Origin of the sequence: Microbacterium sp. XT11, assembly GCF_001513675.1 — a bacterium.
Lineage (GTDB): Bacteria > Actinomycetota > Actinomycetes > Actinomycetales > Microbacteriaceae > Microbacterium.
Window position 1 is genome coordinate 345,628 of sequence record NZ_CP013859.1, and the last position, 23,668, is coordinate 369,295.

Consider the following 23,668-nt stretch of genomic DNA (forward strand, 5'->3'; position numbering starts at 1 on the left):
CTCCGGTTTAGGGTGGACGGATGACGGCGCCGCTGACGATCCGAGAGGCCCGCCCGTCAGACGCCGACGGGATCGCTGCGGTGCACGTGCGCGCATGGCGCGCGGCATACCGCGGGCTGGTCGCCCAAGACGTCCTCGACGGGCTCCTGATCAGCGAGCGGGCCGAGGGATGGCGGGATGTGCTCGCGCAGCCGTTGCCCACGGGGCTCGGCACGTTCGTCGCCGAACGCGGCGGCGAGATCGTCGCGTGGGTGTCGATCGGCGCTGGTCGAGATGACGACCGCCTCCTCGACGGAGAGGTGTACGGGCTGTACGCCGACCCGAGCGCGTGGTCGACGGGAGCTGGCCACGCGCTGCTCGAAGACGCCGAGCGGCGCCTGGCGGATGCCGGACACGCGCGCGCCTACCTGTGGGTGCTCGACGGCAACGAGCGCGCCGACGCCTTCTACGAGCGCCACGGCTGGCTCGCGGATGGCGCGACGAAGCTCGACGCGCGCCCTCGGGTGACGTTCGCCGAGCACCGCAGGGTGAAACAGCTGAGGTGCACGCTGGATGGTGCGGATTCGCATGCAGAAGCCGCTCCATACGACTGATTCTGTTGCGAGATCGGTGCTTGCCTGACAATATCGGCATATGAGCGCGACGCCGAAGCAGCCGGTCCTCGATGACATCTCCAAGCGCATCGTGGAGCTCCTCCAGGAGGACGGCCGCCGCCCCTACGCCGAGATCGGCCGCGAGGTGGGTCTCAGCGAAGCAGCAGCGCGCCAGCGGGTGCAGCGGCTCACCGAGGCAGGGGGGGTCCAGATCGTCGCGGTCACCGATCCCATGCAGCTCGGGTTCCACCGCATGTCGATGATCGGCATCCGCGTCGACGGCGACCCGCGCTCCATCGCGCAGGAGCTCGCCCGGATCACCGAATTGGCGTACGTGGTCGTCACCCTGGGCACGTTCGACATCCTCGTCGAGGCCGTGTGCGAGAGCGACGAAGACCTCATCGAGCTCATCGCGACCCGCATCCGCACCATCCCCGGGATCGTGCACACCGAGACCCTCCTCTACGCCGGTCTCTACAAAGACCTCTACAACTGGGGCACGCGCTGACGCGCCCTCGGGAAGCACCCATGGCAACCACCGTCTTCGAGCGCCGGAGACCCGCCGAGTCCGTCATCGACGCCGCGCTCCGCGACACCAGGCACGCGGTGTTCTGGCTGGAGGACGTCGACCGCCCGGAGCATCCGCCGCTCACGGCCGACACTCGCGCCGACCTGGTCGTCGTCGGCGGCGGGTACACCGGACTGTGGACCGCGGTGCGAGCGAAGGAGCGCGACCCCGAGCGGCGCGTCGTGCTGCTCGACGCGTCGCGCGTCGCGTGGGCCGCGTCCGGCCGCAACGGCGGTTTCTGCGAGGCGAGTCTCACGCACGGGCACGACAACGGCGTGAACCGGTGGCCCGAGGAGATCGACCGGCTCGACGAACTCGGCAGGGAGAACCTCGACGGCATCGAGAGGGCGGTGCGGACGTACGACATGCGGGTCGACTTCGAGCGCACCGGGCAGCTCGCGCTCGCGGTGGAGCCGCACCAGGTGGAGTGGCTCCGCGACGAGCCCGGCTTCCTCGACGAGGCCGCCGTGCAGTCCGAAGTGCACTCGCCGACCTATCTCGCGGGCGCCTGGGACCGCGACGGCTGTGCGCTCGTGCATCCGGCCAAGCTCGGCATGGAGCTCGCGCGCGTCGCCCTCGACCTCGGGGTCGAGATCCACGAGCACACGATCGTGCGAGGCATCGACGCCGACCGTGACGGCCCGGTCGCGCTCCTCACCTCGGGCGGCACGGTACGAGCGGATGCCGTCGCGCTGGCGACCAACGTGTTCCCGTCGCTCCTGCGGCGCAATCGGCTGATGACGGTTCCGGTGTACGACTACGTGCTCATGACGGAGCCGCTGACGACGGAGCAGCTCTCGTCGATCGGCTGGTCGAACCGCCAGGGGCTCGCCGACAGCGCCAACCAGTTCCACTACTACCGGCTCACGGCCGACGACCGGATCCTCTTCGGAGGCTACGACGCCGTCTACCACTTCGGCGGCAAGGTCCGCCCCGAGTACGAGGACCGGCCGGAGAGTCACCGCCGGCTCGCATCGCACTTCTTCACCACGTTCCCGCAGCTCGAAGGCATCCGGTTCACGCACCGGTGGGCCGGCGCCATCGACTCGTCGAGCAGGTTCTGCGCGTTCTTCGGCACGGCCCGGAAGGGGAGAGTCGCGTACGCCACCGGGTTCACCGGCCTCGGCGTCGGTGCCGCGCGCTTCGCCGCCGATGTCATGCTCGACCTGCTGTCCGGCCGGCCGACCGAGCGCACCGAGCTGCGCATGGTGCGTGAGAAGCCGCTCCCGTTCCCCCCGGAGCCGGCGGCCTCGATCGGCATCAACCTCGTGCGCGCAGCGATGGATCGCGCCGACCACAACGAGGGCAGGCGCAACCTCTTCCTCCGCACCCTCGACGCCCTGGGCATGGGGTTCGACTCCTAGCCCGCGCGTCCGGCATCCGCACCCGCCCGCGCCCGCGGCCATTCCGTCCACCGTGCGCTTTGTCGGGAGTTTTCCTGATTGTCGGGAGAAAACCCGGCGTGTCGATACCGGGTCGCCGGAATACTCCGACAAAACAACCGGATGCCGGCCCAGAGCCGGTTCCAAAACCGGAAACCCGGCCCAGAGCCGGTTCCAGAACCGGATGCCGACCGGGAACCGGACGCCCGGCACAGAGTCCGAACCGGACGCCGGACCAGAACCGGATGCCCCGCACCGGCGCGCGGCGGGTCAACCGGCGCGATGGGCTCGTACGTCGGCGTGCGGCATCCGCTCCGCCATGATGCGGACGGCTTCGGGGTTGTCGTCGACGAGCACGGCGTCGCGGCCGAGGGCCGAGGCGACGGCACCCGTCGTCCCCGACCCGGCGAACAGGTCGAGCACGCGGTCTCCCGGCCGGCTCGACGCGGTCACGATGCGCCGGAGCACGCCCTCGGGCTTCTGCGTCGGATACCCGGTCTTCTCCCGCCCCGTCGTCGGAACGATCGTGTGCCACCACACGTCCGTTGGCAGCTTGCCGCGCGCGGCCTTCTCGGCCGTGACGAGTCCCGGCGCCATGTACGGCTCACGATCGACGTCGTCGGAGTTGAACACGTAGGTCCGCGGGTTCTTCACGTATACGAGGATCGTGTCGTGCTTGGTCGGCCAGCGGCGCCGCGACTTCGCGCCGTAGTCATACGCCCAGATGAGCTCGTTGAGGAAGCAGTCGCGCCCGAACACGGCGTCGAGCATGACCTTGGCGTAGTGGGCCTCGCGGTAGTCGAGGTGCAGGTAGAGGGTGCCGTCGTCGGCGAGCAGCCGCCAGGCCTCCTCGAGCCGCGGCATGAGGAACGTGCCGTAGTCGTCGAAGCGGTCGTCATAGGTGCGCAGCATGCCCCGCACCCGCTCGTACCGGTGCCCGTGGAAACCGTGCCGCACCTCGGGCTCCCGCTCATCCGGCCGCCCTGCCCGATCGTCCTCGGCGTCGGCCTGCGGCTCCGGCTCAGCGCGATCGGGGGCGTCGTCAGCACCGGCATCCGCCGCCATACGGCGTGCCGTCACCACCTGCCTTTCCCTGGTGCGGCCGGTGTTGAACGGCGGATCCAGGTACACCAGGGTGAACGATCCGGAGGGGAGGGTCGCCGCGACGTCCAGGTTGTCGCCCTCGATGATCGTGACGGCTCCGCGCCGCCGCTCCGCGTTCTTCGGAGCATCCGCCGTCTCTCGGACGATTCCGCCCGAATCGTCCGAGAAGCCCGCGTCCGCCCGAATCTCGGATGCCGCGGGCACCCGGTCTTCGGATGCCGAGGGCGCCGGGTCGGTCGAGGGCCCCGTCACGGAACCCGGTGCAGCCACGCGTCGGTCGCGAACTTCGACGCGACGAGCGCCTCGGCATCCGCGTACTCGTCCGGCGTGATCGCACCGTCCTCCGCCGAGGTCAGCGAGCGGAACGTGTCCTTGAAGCGCTCGATGATCTCGGCACGCGGCAGCCCGGTCTGGCTGCGCAGCGGATCGACGCGCTTGGCGGCCGAGGTCGTGCCCTTGTCGCTGAGCTTCTCGCGCCCGATGCGCAGCACCTCGGTCATGACCTTGCCGTCGATGTCGTACGACAGGGTCGCGTGGTGCAGCACTCCGCCGTTCGCGAGCCGCTTCTGCGCGGCCCCGCCGATCTTGCCGGTGGACGAGGCGATGTCGTTGAGCGGCTGGTAGACGGCGTCGATCCCGAGCGAGCGCAGGGCCTGCAGCACCCAGTCGTCGAGGAAGGCGTAGGAGTCGGCGAACGTCATGCCCGCGACGAGGGATGCCGGCACGTACAGCGAGTACGTGATGATCTGTCCCGCGGCCATGAGCATCGCCCCGCCGCCGGAGATGCGCCGGACGACGTCGAACCCGTGCCTGGCCGCCCCATCGGGGTCGACCTCGTTGCGGTACGACTGGAACGAGCCGATGACGACGGCCGACTCGTCCCACTCCCAGATGCGCAGGGTGGGGCGACGCCGTCCTTCGCCGACGCGCGAGGTCAGCACCTCGTCGAGCGCGAGGTTCATGCGCGGCGAGACCGCCTTCTCGTGCACGATCTCCCAGTCGAAGTCACGCCAGCCAGGGGCGGTGACGAGAGCGCGGCGCACCGCGGTGCCGACCGCCTCGGGCGTGAAGCCCAGCAGCTGCGCCCCGTCGGGCAACGCCGCACGGACGGCGGCGGCGATGGCGACGGCATCCGTCCCCTCCGGCAGCCCGTTCACAGCGGCGTTGATCGCGTCGAGTGCCGTGTCGGGTTCGAGGAAGAAGTCGCCGGCGAGCCGGAAGTTCGCGAGCCTGCCGTTCTCGACGTCGAGGTCGACGACGACGAGCTTCCCTCCGGGGACCTTGTATTCTCCGTGCACGACTCCAGCTTAAGGCGCGCGCACGACGGCGGCTCAGGCCCCGAGGATCACCGCTCTCTCGCCCGCCCTGATCGAGGCCGTGTACCTGTTGCCGAGCGGCGGCAGCGGGCAGACGAACTGGTCGGAGAACGCGCAGGGCGGGAGGTAGGCACGGTTGAAGTCCACCCATGCGGTCCCCTCGGCCGATGGCTCTTCGATGGGCAGGAAACGGAACCGGTACGTCTCGACACCGTTGGTCGCGTCGCCGAACACCGCGCCGAGGCCTCCCTGCGATCCGCGCGTCACGGTCAGCGTCTGCGGGTTGCCGTCGAGCTCGAAGTGCAGCCGCCCTGCGACCACCGACTCGTGCTCGACGCCGTCGACCGCCGTGATCACGATGCGCTCGTCGGGCGTCGGTTCGAACACGGCGGGGAGGCGCCACGACTCGCGCGGCGGATAGGCGTCGATCGCGCTGAAATGCACCCGCTGCGGCCGCGCAGGGTTGAAGACACGCAGCGCGACGGTGCCGTTCCGGTCGAACACGCGCAGCTCACGGCGGCCGAAGCGCATCGTCTCGGTGCCCCGCAGCGTCACGGTCCGGCCGGAGACGCCGAGCTCCGTTCCGCGGATGCCGCCGTCGCCGGTGAGCGCCCACAGCCCTGGCACCCCGTCGACCGCGGCGGGCTCGGTGATGAGCCAGTTCGTGGATTCCAGGGCTGACGGTCCGTACTCGGCCCCCGCGTACCGCTCCCGCGAGGCGTGCCACGCGCGCCAGTCGTCCACGAAGCTCATGCGCATCCCTCTCTCTCGCCGCGAATCTACGACGGGAGCGGAGGCCGCGAAGAAGATGACGTCACACCGTTGCACTCGGCGTAACGCCGCGACACCGGGCGAAATGTTTCAGCGCGCGGGGATGTGCCGTTCGAGCCAGGAGAGCACGTCGGCGCGCACCTCGTCCTGCTGCAGCTCGTTGAAGATCTCGTGCCTGGCGTCGGGGTAGACGAGGGTCGTGACATCGGTGAGACCCGAGCGGCGCCGGTACTCGTCGGCGAGCTTGTGCACGCTGCGCGGACCGCCGACCGGATCGTCGCGACCCACCATGAGCAGCATCGGGATGTCGCGGCCGAGGTCCTTGCGCGGGCGGCCGTAGAGCCGGGCGGCCTCGATCGGTCCGAACAGCTTCAGCAGCGGGACGTCGGTGGTGAGCGGGTCTTCGTCGAACGACGCCCACACGGCGGGGTCGCGCGAGAGCCACTCGAAGCCCGTGGCGTCCGGCCCCGCCCAGCGGGCGTTGAGCGGCGCGGCGTTGAGAGACCCGGGCATCCGCAGCGCAGAGCCCGACAGGATCACGGCGTCATAGGCCTCGGGATGGTGGTTCAGGAGCATCTGCGCGAGGAACGAGCCCCACGAGTGCCCCAGCAGCACGAGCGGCAGATCGGGATGCTCGGCGCGGATGATGCCGGTGAGCTGCCACACGGCCTCCTCGGCTGCGCGCAGCCCGCCTTTGCCGAGCCGGCCGAGCTTGGCCGGTCCGCCGTGCTGCCGGATGCCGGTGCGCCCGTGTCCGCGATGGTCGTCGGCGTAGACGTGAAACCCGGCCTCGGTGAGCGCCGCGATCAGGGCGCCGTAGCGCCCCGCGTGCTCGCCCACCCCGTGCAGCAGCTGCACGACGCCGCGGGCCTCCCCCGCCGCCGGGTGCACGTCGTAGACGATCGCGATGCCGTAGGCATCCGTGAACTCCCTGGTCTCGGTCACGTCCCCACCCTACCGACGCGTGCCGGCCCGTCAGCCCGCTATGGCCGCGACGATGGCGCGGGCCGTGGCGAGGTCGGTGACCTCGTACCCGCCCACGCCGTCGGCCGCTGAGCCCATGCGCACACCGCCCTGTGCGAGCACGGTCCGTTTGGCGGAGAAGTGCAGGGCGTCGGCGCCGGTCGCGGCGAGGGCAGGGGCGGATGCCGCGTCGACCCCGCTGCCTGCCATGACCTCGATGTCCCCCGCCGCCTCGGCGACGAGCCGGCGAAGCGTGTCGATGCCGTCGATGGCGGCCGAGGCGCCTCCCGAGGTGAGCACGCGCCTGAGGCCGAGCGAGCGGGCCGCGGCGAGGGTGGCGACGGGGTCGGGCGTGACGTCGATCGCCCTGTGCAGAGTGACGGATGCTCCGTCCGCCGCATCGCGCAGCCTCGCCATGGCGTCGAGGTCGAGCCGTGCGTCGTCGTCGAGCGCGCCGACGACGACGCCGTGCGCTCCGGCCGCGATCGCTCGGCGCACGTCGAGCTCGGTCAGCGCGATCTCGTCCGCGTCGTAGTGGAAGTCGCCGGCCCGCGGCCGCACGAGCACGTGCACCTCGACACCGGCTTCCGCGGCGACCGCGAGGCACAGCTCGAGGGTGGCGGGCGAGGGGGTGAGGCCACCCAGGGTGAGTGCCTGTGCGAGCTCGACCCTCGCGGCGCCGACCTCCCCTGCGATGCGGACCCCTGCCGGGTCCTGGACGGCGATCTCGACGGCGGGCGTGTGCGGCATCCTCTCATTCTCGCGCGCGCGGCGGAGCTTCTCGCGTGCGCGCGGCATCCGCCCTTCCGTCCGCGCCGGAAATTACTTAGACTGTCTAAGTAATGTCTGCGTCCGATGAAGCCCTCCGCCTCACCGCGACAGACCTGCGCTTGGCCACGTTCCGGCTCGCCCGGCGGCTCCGCTGCGCTCGCGCCGTCGACGCCATGAGCGACGCGCAGCTGGCGGTGCTCGCGACCTTGCGCATGCACGGCGTCCGCACGATCACGGCCCTCGCCGAAGGCGAGCGGGTCACGGCGCCATCCATGACGAGCATGATCAACGGTCTCGAAGAGCAGGGGTACGTGCGCCGCACGACCGACGAGGCCGACCGGCGCCGGGTGCTCGTGGAGATCACGGATGCCGGCACCGAGATCGTCGCGCAGACGATCCAGCGCCGCGACGACCTGCTCGCGGAGATGCTGGCCGAGCTCGACTTCTCGGACGAGGACCTGGCGACGCTGCGCGCGGCGAGCGCCCTGATGCGAAAGGTGGTGGAGCGATGAGCGGCATGTTCCGATCCTTCGCGAACGTGAACTACCGCATCTGGTTCGCCGGCGCCCTGGTCTCGAACGTGGGCGGCTGGATGCAGGCGACGGCGCAGGACTGGGTCGTGCTGACCGAGCTCACCGACAACGACGCCACCGCCATGGGCGTCACGATGGCCCTGCAGTTCGGGCCGCCGCTGGTGCTCGTGAGCCTCACCGGGTGGGTCGCCGATCGCTTCGACCGCCGGCGCATCCTCATGACGACGCAGACCGCCCTCCTCCTGCTCGCCGTCGCGGTGGGCGTGCTGCTGCTCAGCGGCGTCATGACGCTGCCGATGATGCTCGGGTTCGCCGCGGCGTTCGGCACCGTCAACGCCTTCGACGCCCCCGCCCGCCAGGCGTTCGTGTCGGACATGGTCTCCACGGGCGACACGTCGAACGCGGTGGCATTGAACTCGGCCTCGTTCAACCTCGCCCGCATGATCGGCCCCGCCGTGGGCGGACTGCTGATCGTCGCGATCGGCTCGGGGTGGGTGTTCATCGCGAACGCCGCGACCTTCCTGGCGATGCTCGTCGCGCTCACGCTCATGCGGCAGAACCAGCTCGCCCCCCGGCTGAAGAACCGCAGCCGCGGAGGTCTCGCGGCCGGCTTCCGCTACGTATGGGCCCGCAGCGACCTGCGCGTCGTGTTCGTGACGGTGTTCCTCATCGGCGCGTTCGGCATGAACTTCCCCATCTTCGCCTCGACGATGGCGATCGAGTTCGGGGCCGGCGCCGACGGTTACGGCGTGCTGAGCTCGATCCTCGCGATCGGCTCGCTGGCCGGGGCGCTCCTGGCTGCGCGGCGCGACCGCGCCAGAGTGCGCATCGTGATCCTCGCCGCCGGCGGCTTCGGCATCGTGGCGTTCGTGGCCGCGGCCATGCCGACCTACGCCCTCTACGCTGTGAGCCTCATGTTCACCGGCTTCACGATCGTGACGCTGCTGACCACGGCGAACGGCTACGTGCAGACGACGACGGATGCCGCGCTGCGCGGCCGGGTGCTGGCCCTCTACATGGCCGTCATCATGGGGTCGACGCCCGTGGGTGCGCCGATCGCCGGGTGGGTGGCCGACGCTGCCGGCCCTCGCGTCGCCATCATGCTCGGCGGCGCGGCCGGACTGCTGGCGTGCGGCATCGGCATCGCGTGGGTGCTGACCTCGGGCCGCCTGCACCGCGACGAGAAGCGCCGGTTCCTCATGACGCTCGACGAGACGCGGCCGGTGAGCATCATCGACGAGGTCGACCCCGTGGAGTTCAGCGACGAGGCCGCCGCGACCACGCCGATCCGCACCGCGAAGAAGCGCTGAGCGGCTCTGTCAACCCCCTGCACCCACGCGAAGGGCGAGCGTAGCGTCGCCGGCATGGATCAGAACACAGGACGCACGCCTCACCCCGAGGAGCCCGCAGAGGGCGCGCCCGGAGTGGGGACTCCCCCGATGCAGAGCGACGATTCCCGCGACGCGACGGCGCCGCAAGGCGACTACCCGGAGCATACGCCCGGGCACAATTCAGCGCCGGACGGGCGCACGGGCGACCAAGCAGACGAAGCCGACGCGGGCCCGGGATCGACGGGCGGCGCCATCCAGGGCGACAGTGACCGCGGCGAGTCGACCGGCGGTGCCATCCAGGGCGACGCAGGCCCCTCGCGGGAGGCACCGCTCGGCGGAGACGACACGACGGCCGAGCAGCTCGACGCCGACAATCCGGTCGAGGACGACAGCCTGAAGACCCTCGACCCGGACAACCCGCCGGCTTGACTGGCGGCGGCCGGCCTGACCGCCGGTGGCCGGCCTGACCGGCGGCGGCTGGGGCTCAGGACGCCTCGAGCACCACCCGCAGCTGTTCCACGGCCCAGTCGAGCTCGGTGGCGCGGACCACGATGGGCGGCGCGATGCGGATCGTCTGCCCGTGCGTGTCCTTGACGAGCACACCGCGATCGAGAAGCCTCTCGGCGATCTCGCGACCCGTGCCACGCGCAGGGTCGAGGTCGACGCCCGCCCACAGCCCCGCGATGCGCACGGCCGTGACACCGTGGCCGACGAGCGGCTGCAGCGCCTGCGCCAGGTGCTCGCCGAGCGCCCTGGCTCGCTCCTGGAACTCGCCGGATTCGAGCATCTCCACCACCCGCAGGCCCACAGCGGCCGCGAGCGGGTTGCCGCCGAACGTCGAGCCGTGCTCCCCCGGTCGGATCACACCCAGCACGTCGGCGTCGCCGACGACAGCGGAGACCGGGAGGATGCCGCCGCCGAGGGCCTTGCCCAGCAGGTAGAGGTCGGGCACGACGCCCTCGCGATCGCACGCGAAGGTCTCGCCCACACGGCCGAGTCCCGACTGGATCTCGTCGGCGATGAAGAGCACGCGGCGCTCGTCGCAGATCTCGCGGATGCGGCGGAGGTAGCCGTCTGGCGGGATGATCACGCCGCCCTCACCCTGGATGGGCTCGATCAGCACCGCGACCGTGTCGTCGGTGATCGCGGCGGCCACGGCATCCGCGTCGCCGTACGGCACGACGTCGAATCCCGGGGTGTACGGGCCGAAATCGTCGCGCGCCTGCTCGTCGTCGCTGAAGCTGACGATGGTCGTGGTGCGTCCGTGGAAGTTGCCGGCCGCGACGATGATCCGTGCCTTCCCGTCGGCCACGCCCTTGACCCGGTAGCCCCAGGCACGCGCCACCTTGATGCCGGTCTCGACGGCCTCGGCCCCGGTGTTCATCGGCAGCACCATGTCTTTGCCGGCGAGCGCGGCGAGCGCGGCGGCGAACGGCTCGAGACGGTCGCTCATGAAGGCGCGGCTGGGGAGCGTGACGCGCCCCAGCTGCTCGGTGAGCGCGGCGACGATCGCCGGATGCCGGTGCCCGAAGTTCACTGCGGAATACGCGGCGAGCAGGTCGAGGTAGCGCTTGCCCTCGACGTCGGTGACCCAGGCTCCCTCGCCGCGCGCGATCATCACGGGCAGCGGGTTGTAGTTGCGGGCGACGTGCGGCTCCGCCGCAGTCTCGACGGCGGTCACTCCGCGTCCCGAAGCTCGAGGGTGCAGCACTTGATGCCGCCGCCGCCGAGCAGCAGCTCCGACAGATCGACGGTGATGGGGTTGTAGCCGCGGTCGCGCAGCTGCTTCTCGAAGCCCTTCGCGCGGGGGGAGATGATCACGTTGTAGCCGTCACTCGACGAGTTGAGGCCGAAGACCGCGCCGTCCTCGTCGGACACGAGGATGGCGTCGGGGAAGCGCTCCTCGAGGATCTCGCGGCTCGCGTCGTCGAACGCGCCGGGCAGATACGCGATGGTGGGGTGCTCACCCTCGGGCACGACGGGGTCGAGCACCGCGATCGCCGTGTCGAGGTGGTAGAAGCGCGGGTCGACGAGGTTCAACGTGACGACCTCGCGGCCGAACACCTCCCCGACTTCGCGGTGGCTGTCGCCGGTCGAGCGGAACCCGGTGCCGGCGAGGATCACGTCGCCCGCGAGGAGGAAGTCTCCCTCACCCTCGTTGACCTCCTGCGGCTCGATCGTGTCGTAGCCGGCGGCACGGAACCAGTCGGCGAACGCGGGGGCCTCACCCTGACGCTCGACGAAGCGGAACTTCGGCACATAGGCGCGTCCGTCGATCACGAAGCCGCCGTTGGCCGTGTAGACCATGTCGGGGTAGCCGGGGAGCGGGTCGATGAGCTCGACGTCGTGGCCGAGTTCCACGTAGAGGTCGTACAGCTTCTGCCACTGCGCAACGGCCTTGGCCGTATCCGTGGGGTTGGCCGGCTCCATCCAGGGGTTGATGGAGTAGTTCACCGTGAAGTACTCGGGCCGGCACATGAGGTAGTGGCGGTGGTGCGCAGTGCGGGAGGGTGCTGCGGTGACGGCGGCTTCAGGCGTCGACATGGTGCTCCTTGACGAACAGGTGCGGCGGACGCTGTCCAGGGGCCCGGCGGTCCTTCGACCCGCGACGCTCGGAGCGGCGCGGGGAAGATGCGACTCGGGCACGCCGGCATCCATTCTGTCATCCGCGGCCTGTGCGTCGCCAGAGCGACCGGCGGGTATCAGGAGACGCGCAGCCGCTCCATCCGCCTCCGCCTCCCGCCCCGCCGCCGTCTCCTGCCCCGCCGAGTCCCGTGCCGTCGACACTGTGCGTTCCCGCCCGCCCTGTGTGTTCCCGCCCACCCTGTATGTTCCCGTGCCCGACACCGCACAGGCTCGACGCGAACACACAGGCTCGGCGCGCACACCGGCCCACGCGCAACCTCGCGCCGCACGCGCCGCACACACACGGAACGCCGCAGGCCCCCCGGCCGACTCAGCCCACGCGCACCACGAGCTTGCCCGCCACGTGCCCCGCCTCCATCCGGGCGAGGGCCTCGGCGCCTCGCTCGAACGGATACACCCCGGCGATCACGGGGGCGATGCGCCCCTCGGCGAGCAGCGAGAGCAGCGCCGTGAGCACCTCGGGCCGCGGCGAGGCGGCGAGCGGGCGGATGCGGGGGCCTCGCCCGAGCGAGAGGGCGACCGCGCGGAGCATTCGCGGCACGGGTCCGAGCACCGGGCCTCCCCCGCCCGCCACGAGGACGATGGTCCCGTCGTCGGACACGAGGCGGCGGAGGTCGCGCAGGTCGATGCCCCTGGCGATGTCCACGACCGCATCGAAGCGACCGGCCGGGATCACGGCGAGCGGCTCCCGGCGGTGATCGAACGTGCGCACCGCGCCGAGGCGCGATACCAGCGCGCGGTTGCGTTCCGCGCAGCTGGCCCATACCTCGGCGCCGCGGAGAGCCGCGAGCTGCACGGCGAACGTCCCGACTCCCCCGGATGCTCCGACGACGAGCACCCGAAGGCCGTGTCCGCCGATGCCGACGCCGGCCGCATCGAGCGCCTGCCATGCGGTTCCGGCGGCGATGGGCAGGGTCGCCGCGGCGGCCACGTCGACGCCGGGCGGCAAGGGGACGAGCCGCGACGCAGGCACGACGGCGTAGGGCGCGAGCCCTCCGCCGCCGACGAGCTCGCCGACGACCTCGTCACCGATCTCCACGCCGATGACCTGCGGGCCGGTGGCGACGACAGTGCCGACGGCGTCCATGCCGCGGATGGGCTGACGCGGCCGCGTGAGTCCGAACGCCGCCCGCACGAGCAGCGGGTCGCCCCGCAGCAGCCGCACGTCGCCCGCGTTGAGCGAGGTCGCGCGCATACGGAGCAGCACCTCACCCGAGCGAGGCTGCGGCACCGGTGCGCGGTCGAGGGTGATCCCGGATGCCGGACCATAGGTCTCGCGCCGCCACGCCTTCATCGATTCAGTCATGCGCGGCCTCCGGGTACTGGAACAGGTCGTCGATGCCGAGCCCGAACGCGCGGGCGATCTGGAACGCGAGCTCCAGCGTCGGCGAGTACCGCTGCTGCTCGATCGCGATGAGCGTCTGCCGGGTCACGCCGACGGTGCGGGCGAGCTCGGCCTGCGTGAGGCCGGCCGCCTCGCGATGCGCACGGATGCTGTTGGAGACGAGGGTCGGCTTGACCATCAGACGAGTCCGCGGCGGTAGGCGATGACGCCCGAGATCGTCAGCACCGCGCTGACCAGCCCGGACCAGGCCACGCGCTCGTGATAGACCATGACGCCTCCCATGTAAAAGATTCTTGACATGAGCGTAGGTGCGACCCGCGCAGATGTCAAGAATTCTTTACATTCAGATGACCGCCGCGCTCCACGCGTCGAGGTTGCCGAATCGGTGGGCCGTGATCGAGATCGACTGTTCGTGCAGGAAGGGCAGCAGCTCCAGCCGCCCCGCGGAGGTGACCTCCCCGTCGTACACGGCGAGGTCGGGGTCCCCGCCCACGGCGGCGGCGAGGGCGGCGTGCAGGGCCGCGATGCTGGCACGCGAGCCGACCAGGCGCACCCGGTCGGCGCGCGGCGCGACCGCGTCGAGCACGGCATCCGATTCGGATTCGGACTCGGGCGAGGCGTGAGCGCGGCTCGCGCGCATCCGGGCGATCCACTCCTCGTCGCTCTCCATGAAGACGACCGCGCCCACCTCGCCGAGCGCGTGCCGCACGGCAGGCGGCAGCCCGACGGGCGTCGACAGCGTGAAGCCGGCGCCGGCGCGCACGGCGGCGATCACGACGCGCAGCAGCTCCTGCCAGGCGGCGTCGCCGGTCGCCCTGATCTCCACCGGGACGGGGCGATAGCGGAAGAGGTTGCGCTCCACCTCGAGCCGGGAGACGTCGCGCACCTTGCCGAACTCGCGGTCCCACGCCAGCGCATCCGACAGGGCCGATCGTCGCAGCCATTCGAACGACTCGAAGTCGAGGGAGGGCTGGGCCGCCTCGATGAGCGTCGTGATCCGCGGATCGAGACCGCGCAGATGCAACGTGCTCGACACGGCGCCGGAGTGCTGCGACCGCCACGACCCGAGCCCCACGAGGTAGTTCGGGCCGCCGGCCTTCGCACCGGGTCCGACCGACGAGCGCTTCCATCCGCCGAAGGGCTGGCGCTGCACGATCGCGCCGGTGGTCCCGCGATTGACGTAGAGGTTGCCCGCCTGCACGCGATCGAGCCACAGCGCGAGGTCGTCGGGGTCCTGCGTGTGGAGTCCGGCGGTGAGACCGTAGGCCACGGCGTTCTGCAGCTCGATGGCCTTCTCCAGCGTGGGAGCGTGCATGATGCCGAGCACGGGGCCGAAGAACTCCTCGAGGTGGAAGCGGGAGCCGGGGCGCACGCCCACCCGGATGCCGGGGCTCCACAGACGCCCGGACTCATCGCCCTCGACGGGCCGTGGCTCGACCAGCCACTGCTCGTCGCCCTCCAGCTCCGTGAGCGCCCACGCGAGCTTGCCCCGCGGCTGCTCGATGACGGGGCCGACGTCGGCGAGCGGATCGGACGGCCATGCGACGTGCAGCGAACGGGTGGCGTCGGCGAGCTGACGGGCGAAGCGCTGCGAGCGTCCGACCGGGCCGACGAGGATGGCGAGGGACGCCGCGGAGCACTTCTGCCCCGCGTGCCCGAATGCGCTGCGGACGAGGTCCGACACGGCGAGGTCCAGATCGGCCGACGGCGTGATGACGAGGGCGTTCTTGCCGCTCGTCTCGGCGAGGAGCGGCAGGTCGGGGCGCCAGGAGCGGAAGAGCGCTGCGGTGTCCCACGACCCGGTGAGGATGACGCGGTCGACGGACGCGTGCGTGATGAGCTCGCGACCCAGCGCGTCCTCGTCGAGATCGACGAGCGCGAGGGCGTCGCGGGGGATGCCGGCGTCCCACAGCGCCTCAGCGATCACCGCGGCGCAGCGACGGGCCTGCGGAGCAGGTGAGAACATCACGCCGGAGCCCGCGGCGAGCGCGGCGAGAACCCCGCCCGCCGGGATGGCGAGGGGGAAGTTCCACGGCGGCGAGACCACGGTCACGCGTGACGGCACGAAGGCGGCACCGGCGATCGCGTCGAGCTCACGGGCCGTGGCGGCGTAGTAGCGCGCGAAGTCGACGGCCTCGCTGACCTCCGTGTCGGCTTCGGCGAACACCTTGCCCGTCTCGGATGCCGCGACCTCGATGAGCCGCCCGCGCCGGGCCTCCAGAGCCACGGCGGCGCGCAGCAGGGCGGCCGACCGCTCCGCCGCCGGGCGCCTTCCCCACTCGGCGCCGGCGGCGCGCACGCGCCCGATGACCTCGTCGAGCGCTGCGGCGTCGTCGATGCGGGCGGCGGCGAGCGTCGCCGCGCCGGAGGTCGAATCCGGGATGCGGGCGATGACCTCCCTCGCCCATTCGCGGTTCGCGGGAAGCGCCGGATCGCTGTCCGGTGCGTTGGCGAAGCCCGGTGCGCCGCCGGCATCCGCGACGAACTCGCGCACCGAGTACACGGCGGTCTCGAAGAACGGGTCGGCGTCGTCCGAGCCGCGCGCGATGCCGAGGACCGCCCTCGTCAGCGCCTCTTCCGGTTGCGGTGCGGGCGGAAGCGGCCGTGCGGACTCGTGCACCGGCGCGCGACGGTCCTGCGTCCTCCGCGGACCGGTACGCAGGGTGGCGTCGGTCGAACGGTCGAGCGCCGCGAGGAACCGGTGCTTCTCACGATCGAACAGCGCGTCGTCGTCGGCCAGGTGGAACGCGGCGGAGAGGAAGTTCTCGGGCGCCGCGTTCTCCTCCAGCCGCCGCACCAGGTAGCTGATGGCGACGTCGAACTCCGCCGGCGCCACGACCGGCACGTACAGCAGCACCTGACCGACCTCGCGCGACACCGCCTGCACCTGGCCCTGGGCCATGCCGAGCAGCATCTCGAACTCGACGCTGTCGCGCACCCCGCGCTCCCCGGCCAGCAGCCACGCGTACGCGATGCCGAAGAGGTTGTGCCCCGCCACGCCGATCCGCACCGCCTCGGCGTTCTCCGGCCGCAGCGCCCACTCGAGGCAGCGCAGGTAGTTGGCGTCGGTGTCGAGCTTCGTGTCGTACGTCGCGGCCGTCCAGCCGTGCATCGTCGCGTCGACGCGCTCCATGGCGAGGTTGGCGCCCTTGACGAGGCGGATCTTGATGGGCGCGCCTCCGTGCGCGACCCGCTCCCGGGACCACGCCGTGAGCTCCTGCAGCGCGGGGAGCGCGTCGGGCAGGTAGGCCTGCAGCACGATGCCGGCGGAGAACCCCTGCAGCCGCGGGTCCTCGAGCAGCCGCGTGAACACGGCGATCGTGAGGTCGAGGTCGCGGTACTCCTCCATGTCGAGGTTGATGAACGTGCCGTCGGACGCGGCCGTGAGGTACAGGGGCCGCAGCCGCTCCACGACGCGATCGACGACCCGGTCGAACCCCCACATCGAGATGCGCCCGAGGATCGCCGAGACCTTCACGGACACGTAGTCCACGTCGGGGCGGCGGATCAGATCGTGGATGCCGTCGAGACGACGCTGGGCCTCGGCGTCTCCGAGCACCGCCTCGCCGAGGAGGTTGAGGTTCAGGCGCGCGCCCGATGCCCGGATGCGCTCGATCGCGGGGCCGAGCTTGGCAGGGCGAGCGTCGACCACGAGGTGGGACACCATCTCGCGCAGCGCGCGGCGGGCGAGCGGGACCACGGGCGCGGGGAGCAGCGGGGCGACGCCGCCGCCGAGACGCACGGCCGAACGCAGGTACCAGGGCAGGAAGTCGGGCACGATCGGCGCGATGCGGTGCAGCTGGGATGCCGCGGCAGACAGGCTCTCCGGACGCATGACGCCGTCGACGAACCCCAGCGTGAACGGCAGGCCGTTGGCGTCGCGGAGGACCCCGGCAAGGCGCTCGGCTGCGGGGTCGACCTCGGCCGCGGCCGCCTCCGTCGCCCACCTCCGGGCGAGCTCGACCGCGCGCTCGGCGAGCGGAGCGGCGGACGGCGACGGCTCGGGCATGGCTTCAGCCTAGGACGGCATCCGCGCTGTTCCCGGGTGCGACGCCGCTGTGTGCCGGTGCGACTGCGGTCGTCGGCCCTATGCCTGCCCGCTCTCACCGCAACATTTGGTCTCGTTCGGTTCAGCATGCCCAACATCCGAGCGCTAGAGTCAGCATTTTTGCACCGTATCTACTCGGGTGCAGTCCGAAGAATCAGGGGGGGACCAATGAACCGAACGTCGAGATCCATCATCGCATCCATGAGCGCCCTCGCCCTAGCAGCCGTGATTGCGATCGGCGCCCCGGCCCCAGCGAACGCGTGGACCACTGTGGCGGTGAGGGCTTCGGTCTCGGGGCAAGCGCACATCCAGAATCTCGGTAATCAGTTCAGGAATGAGGCCATTGATTTGACGCAGCAGAATCGCGTCATATTTACCTTCGGCACTGAAGGCAGGTCGCTGAGGCTTGAGCAAGTTGGTTTCAGCCCGATCGAAATCGACACAGGACGTCGCCGCGTTCAGTGTTCGATCTCACTTCAGGGCCATGTTCAGGACATCGGCTGGCAGAGCCGTAGTTTCGTAGCTGGGACTACGGGCAAGGGCCTGCGCCTCGAAGCGATCAGAATATGGTCTTCCTGTGCCGGCGCCTCAATCAAATACCAGGTACATGTGCAGAACCGCGGTTGGATGAGCACGAAGACATCGGGAGAGACTGCGGGAACGGTGGGGCAGAGCCTCCGAATCGAAGCGATAAGGGTGGAGATGTCACTTCCCGATTTCAGTGCGTACAGAAGCGACGCGCAGCGCGCCGATCAATTGCTCTGCCAGCGTTTCGGTTGCTGAACACCGCCCGGGACATCGGCAGGCTTCGATCGGCCTCGACAGCGCGGACTCGACCCTCAACCCGCGGCAAGGTGCCCGGATGCGGGCTGTCACTTCACCGTGGGATGGGTCGCGCGGTCAGTTCCAGATGCTCGGCGCGCTCTGGCGCACGGGAGGCAGGGCGGATGCCGATGCCCACTCGTGCACCCACTCCTCGATCACGGGGAGCCCGTCGGGGCGGCCGACCGCGGCGAACAGCTCTTCGTTGCTCACCGTGCCGCCCGTGCGGCGCAGCATCCGCGCCCTGACGATGACCCGCGCGTAGATCTCGCCGTCGACCACGGCGCGGTGCTCGAGGAACAGGGCCTTGTCGTCGTGGCCGATGAAGCGCGACTGAACCTCGAAGCGCTGCCACAGCTGCAGCGATTTGCGGAACGTGACCGTCTCGCTCGACACCACCGCATACCACCCGCGCTGTTTCATGGCGTCGAACAGCCCTGTGCGGATCAGCAGGTCCCAGCGCCCGAGGTCGAACAGCGAGAGGTAGCGGCCGTTGTTCATGTGCCGCAGGATGTCGATGTCGGTCGGGAGCGTGGTGAGTGTGATGCTGCCGACGGCGGTGGGGTCGAGCGACTTGCCCTGCCGCACGCGGCGGCGCGCGCCGAGGATGACGAGGAGGGTGCGCCAGATCACATTCACGAGCATCGATCGTAGCCAGCAGCGCACGAACCGCGAACATCGTTGTGTGAAACCTCCATCCCGAGAGGGTGCGCCCGGCACGGCATCCGCTCGATTTCCGGTTCGCGGGAGCCGCGCGTAGAGTCGCGTCATGAGCGCCGAAGCCCACCCCGAAGTCATCGTCCGTCCGGTCCGTGATGTGGATGCGGAAGCCCTCGGTCGCGTGCACGCGCAGTGCTGGCACGAGACCTACGATCACCTGATCAGCAAGGCGGCGCTGGAGAAGATCTCGCCCCGCCGCATGGCCGAGCTGTGGACGCACTGGGCCGCTCAGGGCCCCGAGTTCAAGATGAGCGCCGCGCTCGTCGACGGCGAGATCGTCGGCTTCGTGGGTTCCGGTCCCGCGCGCGACAAGGACGCTCCTGCGCTGCGCGAGCTGTACTTCATCTACCTGCTCGACGCGTACCACGGCACCGGCATCGGACAGAAGCTGTTCGACGCCGCCGTCGAGAAGGACGAGCCGCTGTACCTGTGGGTCGCCGAGGACAACCCCCGCGCGCACCGCTTCTACACGCGCAACGGTTTCGCCCTCGACGGCGCGACGCACACCGAGCCCTTCCTCGGCGAGACGCTCACCGAGGTCCGCTTCGTGCGCTGACCCGCACGCTCGGTGCCCCCTGGTGCCCGGTCGCCAGGGGTCGGAGGCGGCTCAGCGCCCGGACACCGTACCGAAGACCTTGGCGATCGGCGCGATCACGAGCGGTCGGGCAGCGGCCCAGCCGATCGCGATGACGACCACGGATGCCGCGAACACCCAGAAGCCCGTCCAGGTGACGGCATCCGTCGACGCGAACATGTGGTTCAGGTTCGCGAGCATGCCCGTGAGGAACACGAGCGCCACGTGCACGACGATGAACGCCACGAAGTACAGCATGACCGGGAAGTGCACGGCGCGCGCCCATTCGATGGGGTAGGCCTTCGACAGGCGCTCCGCCTTCTTCGGCCACAGCCCTGACATCCGGAAACCGGTGGCGGCCGCCAGGGGTGCGGCGAGGAACACGGTCGCGAAGTAGGCCAGCTGCTGCAGGCTGTTGTAGTTGTTCCAGCCGTTCTCGTGCGGCCAGTCGAGGGAGACGTACTGCAGCGCCGCGGAGACCGCGTTGGGGATGACCTCCCAGCTCGTCGGCACGATGCGCACCCAGTGCCCGGTGGCGAAGAGCAGCACCACGAAGATCACGCCGTTCACGAGCCACAGGATGTCGAGAGCCTGGTGGAACCAGATCGTCAGGCTGACCTTGCCCTTGGGGTTGTTGCGTGGCGTCCAGAACGCGGTGGGCCGCTTCTCCCGGCGGATGGTGAGGCCCGAGCGGATGATCAGCACCATGAGGAACATATTGAAGAAGTGCTGCCACCCGACCCACGGGGCGAACCCGGGCTGCACGGCGATGGCCGGTTCGTACTCGCCGGGGTAGGCGGCGAGGAAGTCCTGCATGACGGGCAGGCTGAGCCCGGCGCGGACGAGTGCCACGACAGACCCGGCGAGCACGCCGAGACCCGCGGCGGCGAACAGCGCCGCGATGGCCTGCGTCCACGTCGGACGGCGCCGATCGGATGCCGGAACCGCGGCGAGGTGACGCGGCGCGGTGCCGTTCCAGACCGTGGGCGTCCAGCGGAGGGGTGCGCTCACGTCGGCGCGGCGCGCGACGGCACCGGTCTCCGGTGCGGATGCCGTGGCCGGAGCGGGCGCGGGTGAGGCAGCGGTTTCCGGCGCGGCGAGGGGTTCTGGCGAGACTGCGGGTTCCGGTGCCGCGAGGACGGGCACCACGCCGGCGGGCGGCCAGGGCTCCCCACCGCGGGTGCGTGGGAGTCCGCGCCGCATCGCCGGGGCTTCGAGGCCGGCGTCGGCCGTGGGCGCACTGGGCGGGGTCGCGGTCGACGAGAGGCCGCCCGCCGTGCGGGGCGCTTCGGATGCCGCTCGGGCGGAGGCCGATGCGGACGCCGATGCCGCGGAGGCGGGGGCCGCGGTGGCGGGCGCGGTGCCGGAAGCAGCGTGCGAGGGCGTCGAAGCGGAGGCGGTGGGCACGCCCTCGGCACCGGGCTCTCCCGTCGAGGCGGGCGCGATGCCGGCGGGGGGGGCGGGCTCTCCCCCGCGCACGCGCGGCAGCCCGCGCCGCATGACGATGCTGCCGGCCGGAGCCGGAACCGGAACCGTCGTGGATACGGCCCCCTCGGTCGCCACCGCGGGCACGCCCGCCGCAGCCGCAGAGGCTGCAGGCGTCGTCGCGGAAGCCGCAGGCGCCGCCGCGGAGGCCGCAGGCGCCGTCGCGTGCACCGCCTCCGCCGCGGCGACCGTGTCCGTCTCGGCTGCGTCCCTCTCGCCCGTGTCTGCGTCGACCGAACCGGCCGGGGGCCACGGCTCTCCCCCGCGCACGCGCGGCAGGCCCCTGCGCAGCATCCGCGTGGCCATGGCTACTTCTTCCGCTCCTCGAGCAGCGCGATCACCTGCGGAACGACGGTGAAGAGGTCTCCCACGATGCCGAAGTCGGCGACGTCGAAAATGGGTGCATCGGCGTCCTTGTTGATCGCGACGATGGTCTTCGACGTCTGCATGCCGGCTCGGTGCTGGATGGCTCCGGAGATGCCCAGGGCGACGTAGAGCTGCGGCGAGACCGACACGCCGGTCTGCCCCACCTGGTGCGACTGCGGGATGTACCCGGCGTCGACCGCGGCCCGCGACGCTCCGACCGCAGCCCCGAGCGCATCGGCGAGCTGCTCCACCAGCACGAACTTCTCCTTCGAGGCGAGCCCTCGCCCGCCCGACACGACCTTCGCCGCGCCGCGGAGGTCGGGGCGCGACGACGTCGCCTCGACGGCGGCGACGGGCCCGACCGTCGCCGCGGCCGCTCCGGATGCCGTCACCTCGAGGGCCTCGACGGCCGGCGCCGCCACGGCCTCCGCTCTCGCGTCGACCGCGCCCAGCCGCACGGTGATGACCGGTGCGCCGAACGTCGGGGCGGAGTCGGTGAGGTAGCCGCCTCCGTAGACGGAGTGATGCGCGACGATGCCCTCGTCGTCGCGCGAGACGCCGATGGCGTCGACCGACAGTGCGAGCCGTTCACGCACGGCGAGCCGGCCGGCGGCGTCGCGGCCGGCGATCGAGTTCGACACGAGCACGGCCTGGGGACGCACCAGCCGGAACGCCTCCTGCAGGGCGTCGACGACCGGCACCGTGAGTGCGGCGGCATCCGCCTCGGCCGTCAGCACCACCTGGGCGCCGAGGCCGCCGAGCTGCTCGACGGCCGACGCGGATGCGCCGATCGCCAGCACGACCGGGGCGCCGACGGAGGCCGCGGCGCCGACGAGGCCCGCCGTGCTCGGAAGCACGGCGCCGTCGGCCGCGATGTCGGCGAGGACGAGGATCGGGTTCTCGGGGTAGCCCATGTCACACCAGCCTGTTCTGCACGAGGTAGTCCACCAGCTTCTCGGCCGCATCGCCCTCGTCGACGATCTTGACGCCGGCCGCCCGCGGCGGCTTCTCCGAGACGGCGGTCATGATCGTCCGAGGAGCGAGCGACGGATCGGCGGAGACGCCGAGGTCGGCGAGCGACAGCACCTCGAGCGGCTTCTTCTTCGCCGCCATGATGCCCTTGAAGTTCGGGAACCTGGCGTCGGGCAGCGCCTCGGTGATCGAGATGACCGCGGGGAGCGGCGCCGACACCTCCTGCGAACCGGCATCCGTCGCCCTCGTGCCGCTCACGCGGTCGGCCGAGATCTCCACCGCCGTGAGGGCCGTGGCCTGCGGCCAGCCGAGGTGCTCGGCCAGCATCGCGGGGATCACTCCTCCTGCGCCGTCTGTGGAGAGGTTGCCCGTGATCACGAGATCGGGCGCGCCCCGGCGGATCGCGGCGGCCAGGACCTCGGCGGTGAGCGTGAGGTCGGCGCCGACGAGTTCTTCGTCTGCGATGTGCACGGCGGATGCTGCGCCGATGGCGAGCGCGCGCCGGATCGAGGCCGTCGACCCTTCCGGAGCCATCGACACGGCCACGACTTCGGTGCCCTCGTTCTTGTCGGCGTAGCTCAGCGCCACCTCGAGGGCTCGTTCGGTGATCTCGTCGAGCACGACGTCTCCAGCCGCGCGGTCGGCCAGTCCCGTCTCCAGATCGAGCCTGCGGTCGCCGTAGGTGTCTGGCACCTCTTTGACAAGGACGAAGATCTTCATCGAATGCTCCTCACGACTGGCTCGATTCTAGCCCCATGACACTGAGTGTCAGCGTTCACGCAACTGAGACTCAACGGTCGGAGATGCCCTACCGTAGAGGCGTGGTCTCTTCGCGCCCGCTGCCCGTTGATCCGCTCGCCGAGGCGAAGCGGCAGTGGCTGGCGCACGGCTGGACGGAGGCCGCCGACGGCATGACCGTCGTCACCTCGGTCATGCGCGCGCAGCAGCTGCTCCTGGCGCGAGTCGACGCGGCGCTCAAGCCGTTCGGCCTGTCGTTCGCGCGCTACGAGGTGCTCCGGCTGCTGGGCTTCAGCCGCGCGGGGCGCCTCCCCCTGTCGAGCGTGGTGGCCCGGCTGCAGGTGCATCCGACGACCGTCACCAGCACGGCGGAACGCCTCGTGCGCGACGGCCTGATCGTCCGCGAACCGCATCCGCACGACGGACGCGCGGCGATGCTCGCACTCACCGACGCCGGCCGTGACCTCGTCGACCGTGCGACCGCCGCTCTCAACGCCGACGTGTTCGCCGACCCCGGGCTCAGCCGCGCGGATGCCGCGGAGCTCGTCGCGATCGTGGCCCGCATGCGCAAGGCTGCCGGCGACTTCGCCGACCCGCGCCCCCAGCCCGAACCGCTCTGA

23 protein-coding genes are annotated in these 23,668 nt (G+C 71.1%); 9 read left to right on the plus strand and 14 right to left on the minus strand.

Annotated features, from left to right (window positions below; genetic code table 11):
• Positions 1 to 20: 20 nt before the first annotated feature.
• The 3 genes from AB663_RS01780 to AB663_RS01790 are packed head-to-tail and all read left to right on the plus strand — an operon-like array spanning position 21 to position 2,525.
• Positions 21 to 593 (plus strand): GNAT family N-acetyltransferase, encoded by a 573-nt coding sequence (locus AB663_RS01780; protein WP_067195084.1) that lies wholly within the window; start codon positions 21 to 23, stop codon positions 591 to 593.
• Positions 594 to 633: 40 nt separating this feature from the next.
• Complete coding sequence (locus tag AB663_RS01785) at positions 634 to 1,101, plus strand: Lrp/AsnC family transcriptional regulator (protein WP_067195088.1); 468 nt, start codon at positions 634 to 636, stop codon at positions 1,099 to 1,101.
• 20 nt (positions 1,102 to 1,121) lie between these two features.
• The gene (locus AB663_RS01790; protein ID WP_067195091.1) at positions 1,122 to 2,525 is read left to right on the plus strand and encodes an NAD(P)/FAD-dependent oxidoreductase; all 1,404 of its coding nucleotides are present in this window, start codon (positions 1,122 to 1,124) and stop codon (positions 2,523 to 2,525) included.
• Positions 2,526 to 2,813: 288 nt separating this feature from the next.
• Here AB663_RS01790 and AB663_RS01795 read toward each other — a convergent pair whose 3' ends face one another.
• From AB663_RS01795 to AB663_RS01815, 5 genes are all read right to left on the minus strand, one after another.
• Positions 2,814 to 3,794 (minus strand): site-specific DNA-methyltransferase, encoded by a 981-nt coding sequence (locus tag AB663_RS01795; RefSeq protein ID WP_067201953.1) that lies wholly within the window; start codon positions 3,792 to 3,794, stop codon positions 2,814 to 2,816.
• Between the two features lie 101 nt (positions 3,795 to 3,895).
• Positions 3,896 to 4,945, minus strand: coding sequence for a lipoate--protein ligase family protein (locus tag AB663_RS01800; protein WP_067195094.1), 1,050 nt, complete (start codon positions 4,943 to 4,945; stop codon positions 3,896 to 3,898).
• 33 nt (positions 4,946 to 4,978) lie between these two features.
• Positions 4,979 to 5,716, minus strand: a complete 738-nt coding sequence (locus AB663_RS01805; protein ID WP_067195098.1) for a DUF1684 domain-containing protein — start codon at positions 5,714 to 5,716, stop codon at positions 4,979 to 4,981.
• Between the two features lie 108 nt (positions 5,717 to 5,824).
• Positions 5,825 to 6,679, minus strand: coding sequence for an alpha/beta fold hydrolase (locus AB663_RS01810; RefSeq protein ID WP_067195099.1), 855 nt, complete (start codon positions 6,677 to 6,679; stop codon positions 5,825 to 5,827).
• A 30-nt stretch (positions 6,680 to 6,709) separates the two neighbouring features.
• On the minus strand, positions 6,710 to 7,447 hold the full coding sequence (locus AB663_RS01815) for a copper homeostasis protein CutC (protein WP_067201956.1): 738 nt from the start codon (positions 7,445 to 7,447) through the stop codon (positions 6,710 to 6,712).
• Between the two features lie 92 nt (positions 7,448 to 7,539).
• Here AB663_RS01815 and AB663_RS01820 point away from each other — a divergent pair, with 92 nt between their 5' ends.
• Genes AB663_RS01820 through AB663_RS01830 form a run of 3 tightly spaced genes read left to right on the plus strand, consistent with a single transcriptional unit; the run spans position 7,540 to position 9,761 of the window.
• Positions 7,540 to 7,980 (plus strand): MarR family winged helix-turn-helix transcriptional regulator, encoded by a 441-nt coding sequence (locus AB663_RS01820; protein WP_067195102.1) that lies wholly within the window; start codon positions 7,540 to 7,542, stop codon positions 7,978 to 7,980.
• Between the two features lie 5 nt (positions 7,981 to 7,985).
• Positions 7,986 to 9,311 (plus strand): MFS transporter, encoded by a 1,326-nt coding sequence (locus AB663_RS01825; protein ID WP_067201959.1) that lies wholly within the window; start codon positions 7,986 to 7,988, stop codon positions 9,309 to 9,311.
• Positions 9,312 to 9,365: 54 nt separating this feature from the next.
• The gene (locus AB663_RS01830) at positions 9,366 to 9,761 is read left to right on the plus strand and encodes a hypothetical protein (RefSeq protein ID WP_157540817.1); all 396 of its coding nucleotides are present in this window, start codon (positions 9,366 to 9,368) and stop codon (positions 9,759 to 9,761) included.
• A 55-nt stretch (positions 9,762 to 9,816) separates the two neighbouring features.
• Here AB663_RS01830 and rocD read toward each other — a convergent pair whose 3' ends face one another.
• The 5 genes from rocD to AB663_RS01855 all read right to left on the minus strand — a co-directional run bounded on the left by rocD (position 9,817) and on the right by AB663_RS01855 (position 17,332).
• Positions 9,817 to 11,013 carry an ornithine--oxo-acid transaminase gene (gene rocD / locus AB663_RS01835; protein WP_198147902.1) on the minus strand — a complete coding sequence of 399 codons (1,197 nt, stop codon included), beginning with the start codon at positions 11,011 to 11,013 and terminating at the stop codon, positions 9,817 to 9,819.
• Complete coding sequence (gene ddaH / locus AB663_RS01840; RefSeq protein ID WP_067195111.1) at positions 11,010 to 11,876, minus strand: dimethylargininase; 867 nt, start codon at positions 11,874 to 11,876, stop codon at positions 11,010 to 11,012. Before ddaH ends, rocD begins: the two co-directional genes overlap by 4 nt.
• A gap of 412 nt (positions 11,877 to 12,288) precedes the next feature.
• Positions 12,289 to 13,284, minus strand: a complete 996-nt coding sequence (locus tag AB663_RS01845) for an NAD(P)-dependent alcohol dehydrogenase (RefSeq protein WP_067195115.1) — start codon at positions 13,282 to 13,284, stop codon at positions 12,289 to 12,291.
• Positions 13,277 to 13,501 (minus strand): helix-turn-helix transcriptional regulator, encoded by a 225-nt coding sequence (locus tag AB663_RS01850; protein ID WP_067195118.1) that lies wholly within the window; start codon positions 13,499 to 13,501, stop codon positions 13,277 to 13,279. Before AB663_RS01850 ends, AB663_RS01845 begins: the two co-directional genes overlap by 8 nt.
• A 165-nt stretch (positions 13,502 to 13,666) precedes the next feature.
• Positions 13,667 to 17,332 (minus strand): proline dehydrogenase family protein, encoded by a 3,666-nt coding sequence (locus AB663_RS01855; RefSeq protein ID WP_067195121.1) that lies wholly within the window; start codon positions 17,330 to 17,332, stop codon positions 13,667 to 13,669.
• Between the two features lie 240 nt (positions 17,333 to 17,572).
• Here AB663_RS01855 and AB663_RS16770 point away from each other — a divergent pair, with 240 nt between their 5' ends.
• The gene (locus tag AB663_RS16770) at positions 17,573 to 18,154 is read left to right on the plus strand and encodes an Ig domain-containing protein (protein ID WP_198147903.1); all 582 of its coding nucleotides are present in this window, start codon (positions 17,573 to 17,575) and stop codon (positions 18,152 to 18,154) included.
• Positions 18,155 to 18,271: 117 nt separating this feature from the next.
• Here AB663_RS16770 and AB663_RS01860 read toward each other — a convergent pair whose 3' ends face one another.
• On the minus strand, positions 18,272 to 18,832 hold the full coding sequence (locus AB663_RS01860) for an acyl-CoA thioesterase (RefSeq protein WP_067201962.1): 561 nt from the start codon (positions 18,830 to 18,832) through the stop codon (positions 18,272 to 18,274).
• Between the two features lie 130 nt (positions 18,833 to 18,962).
• On the opposite strand from AB663_RS01860, the gene AB663_RS01865 reads away from it, so the two are divergent.
• Positions 18,963 to 19,469, plus strand: a complete 507-nt coding sequence (locus tag AB663_RS01865; RefSeq protein ID WP_067195124.1) for a GNAT family N-acetyltransferase — start codon at positions 18,963 to 18,965, stop codon at positions 19,467 to 19,469.
• A gap of 51 nt (positions 19,470 to 19,520) precedes the next feature.
• Here the strand turns inward: AB663_RS01865 and AB663_RS01870 are convergent, their stop codons facing one another.
• The 3 genes from AB663_RS01870 to AB663_RS01880 are packed head-to-tail and all read right to left on the minus strand — an operon-like array spanning position 19,521 to position 23,030.
• Complete coding sequence (locus AB663_RS01870; protein ID WP_083511052.1) at positions 19,521 to 21,278, minus strand: cytochrome b/b6 domain-containing protein; 1,758 nt, start codon at positions 21,276 to 21,278, stop codon at positions 19,521 to 19,523.
• Positions 21,279 to 21,280: 2 nt separating this feature from the next.
• Positions 21,281 to 22,252 carry an electron transfer flavoprotein subunit alpha/FixB family protein gene (locus AB663_RS01875; RefSeq protein WP_067195127.1) on the minus strand — a complete coding sequence of 324 codons (972 nt, stop codon included), beginning with the start codon at positions 22,250 to 22,252 and terminating at the stop codon, positions 21,281 to 21,283.
• Position 22,253: 1 nt separating this feature from the next.
• Positions 22,254 to 23,030, minus strand: a complete 777-nt coding sequence (locus AB663_RS01880; protein WP_067195130.1) for an electron transfer flavoprotein subunit beta/FixA family protein — start codon at positions 23,028 to 23,030, stop codon at positions 22,254 to 22,256.
• 101 nt (positions 23,031 to 23,131) lie between these two features.
• Here AB663_RS01880 and AB663_RS01885 point away from each other — a divergent pair, with 101 nt between their 5' ends.
• Positions 23,132 to 23,668, plus strand: a complete 537-nt coding sequence (locus AB663_RS01885; protein ID WP_157540819.1) for a MarR family winged helix-turn-helix transcriptional regulator — start codon at positions 23,132 to 23,134, stop codon at positions 23,666 to 23,668.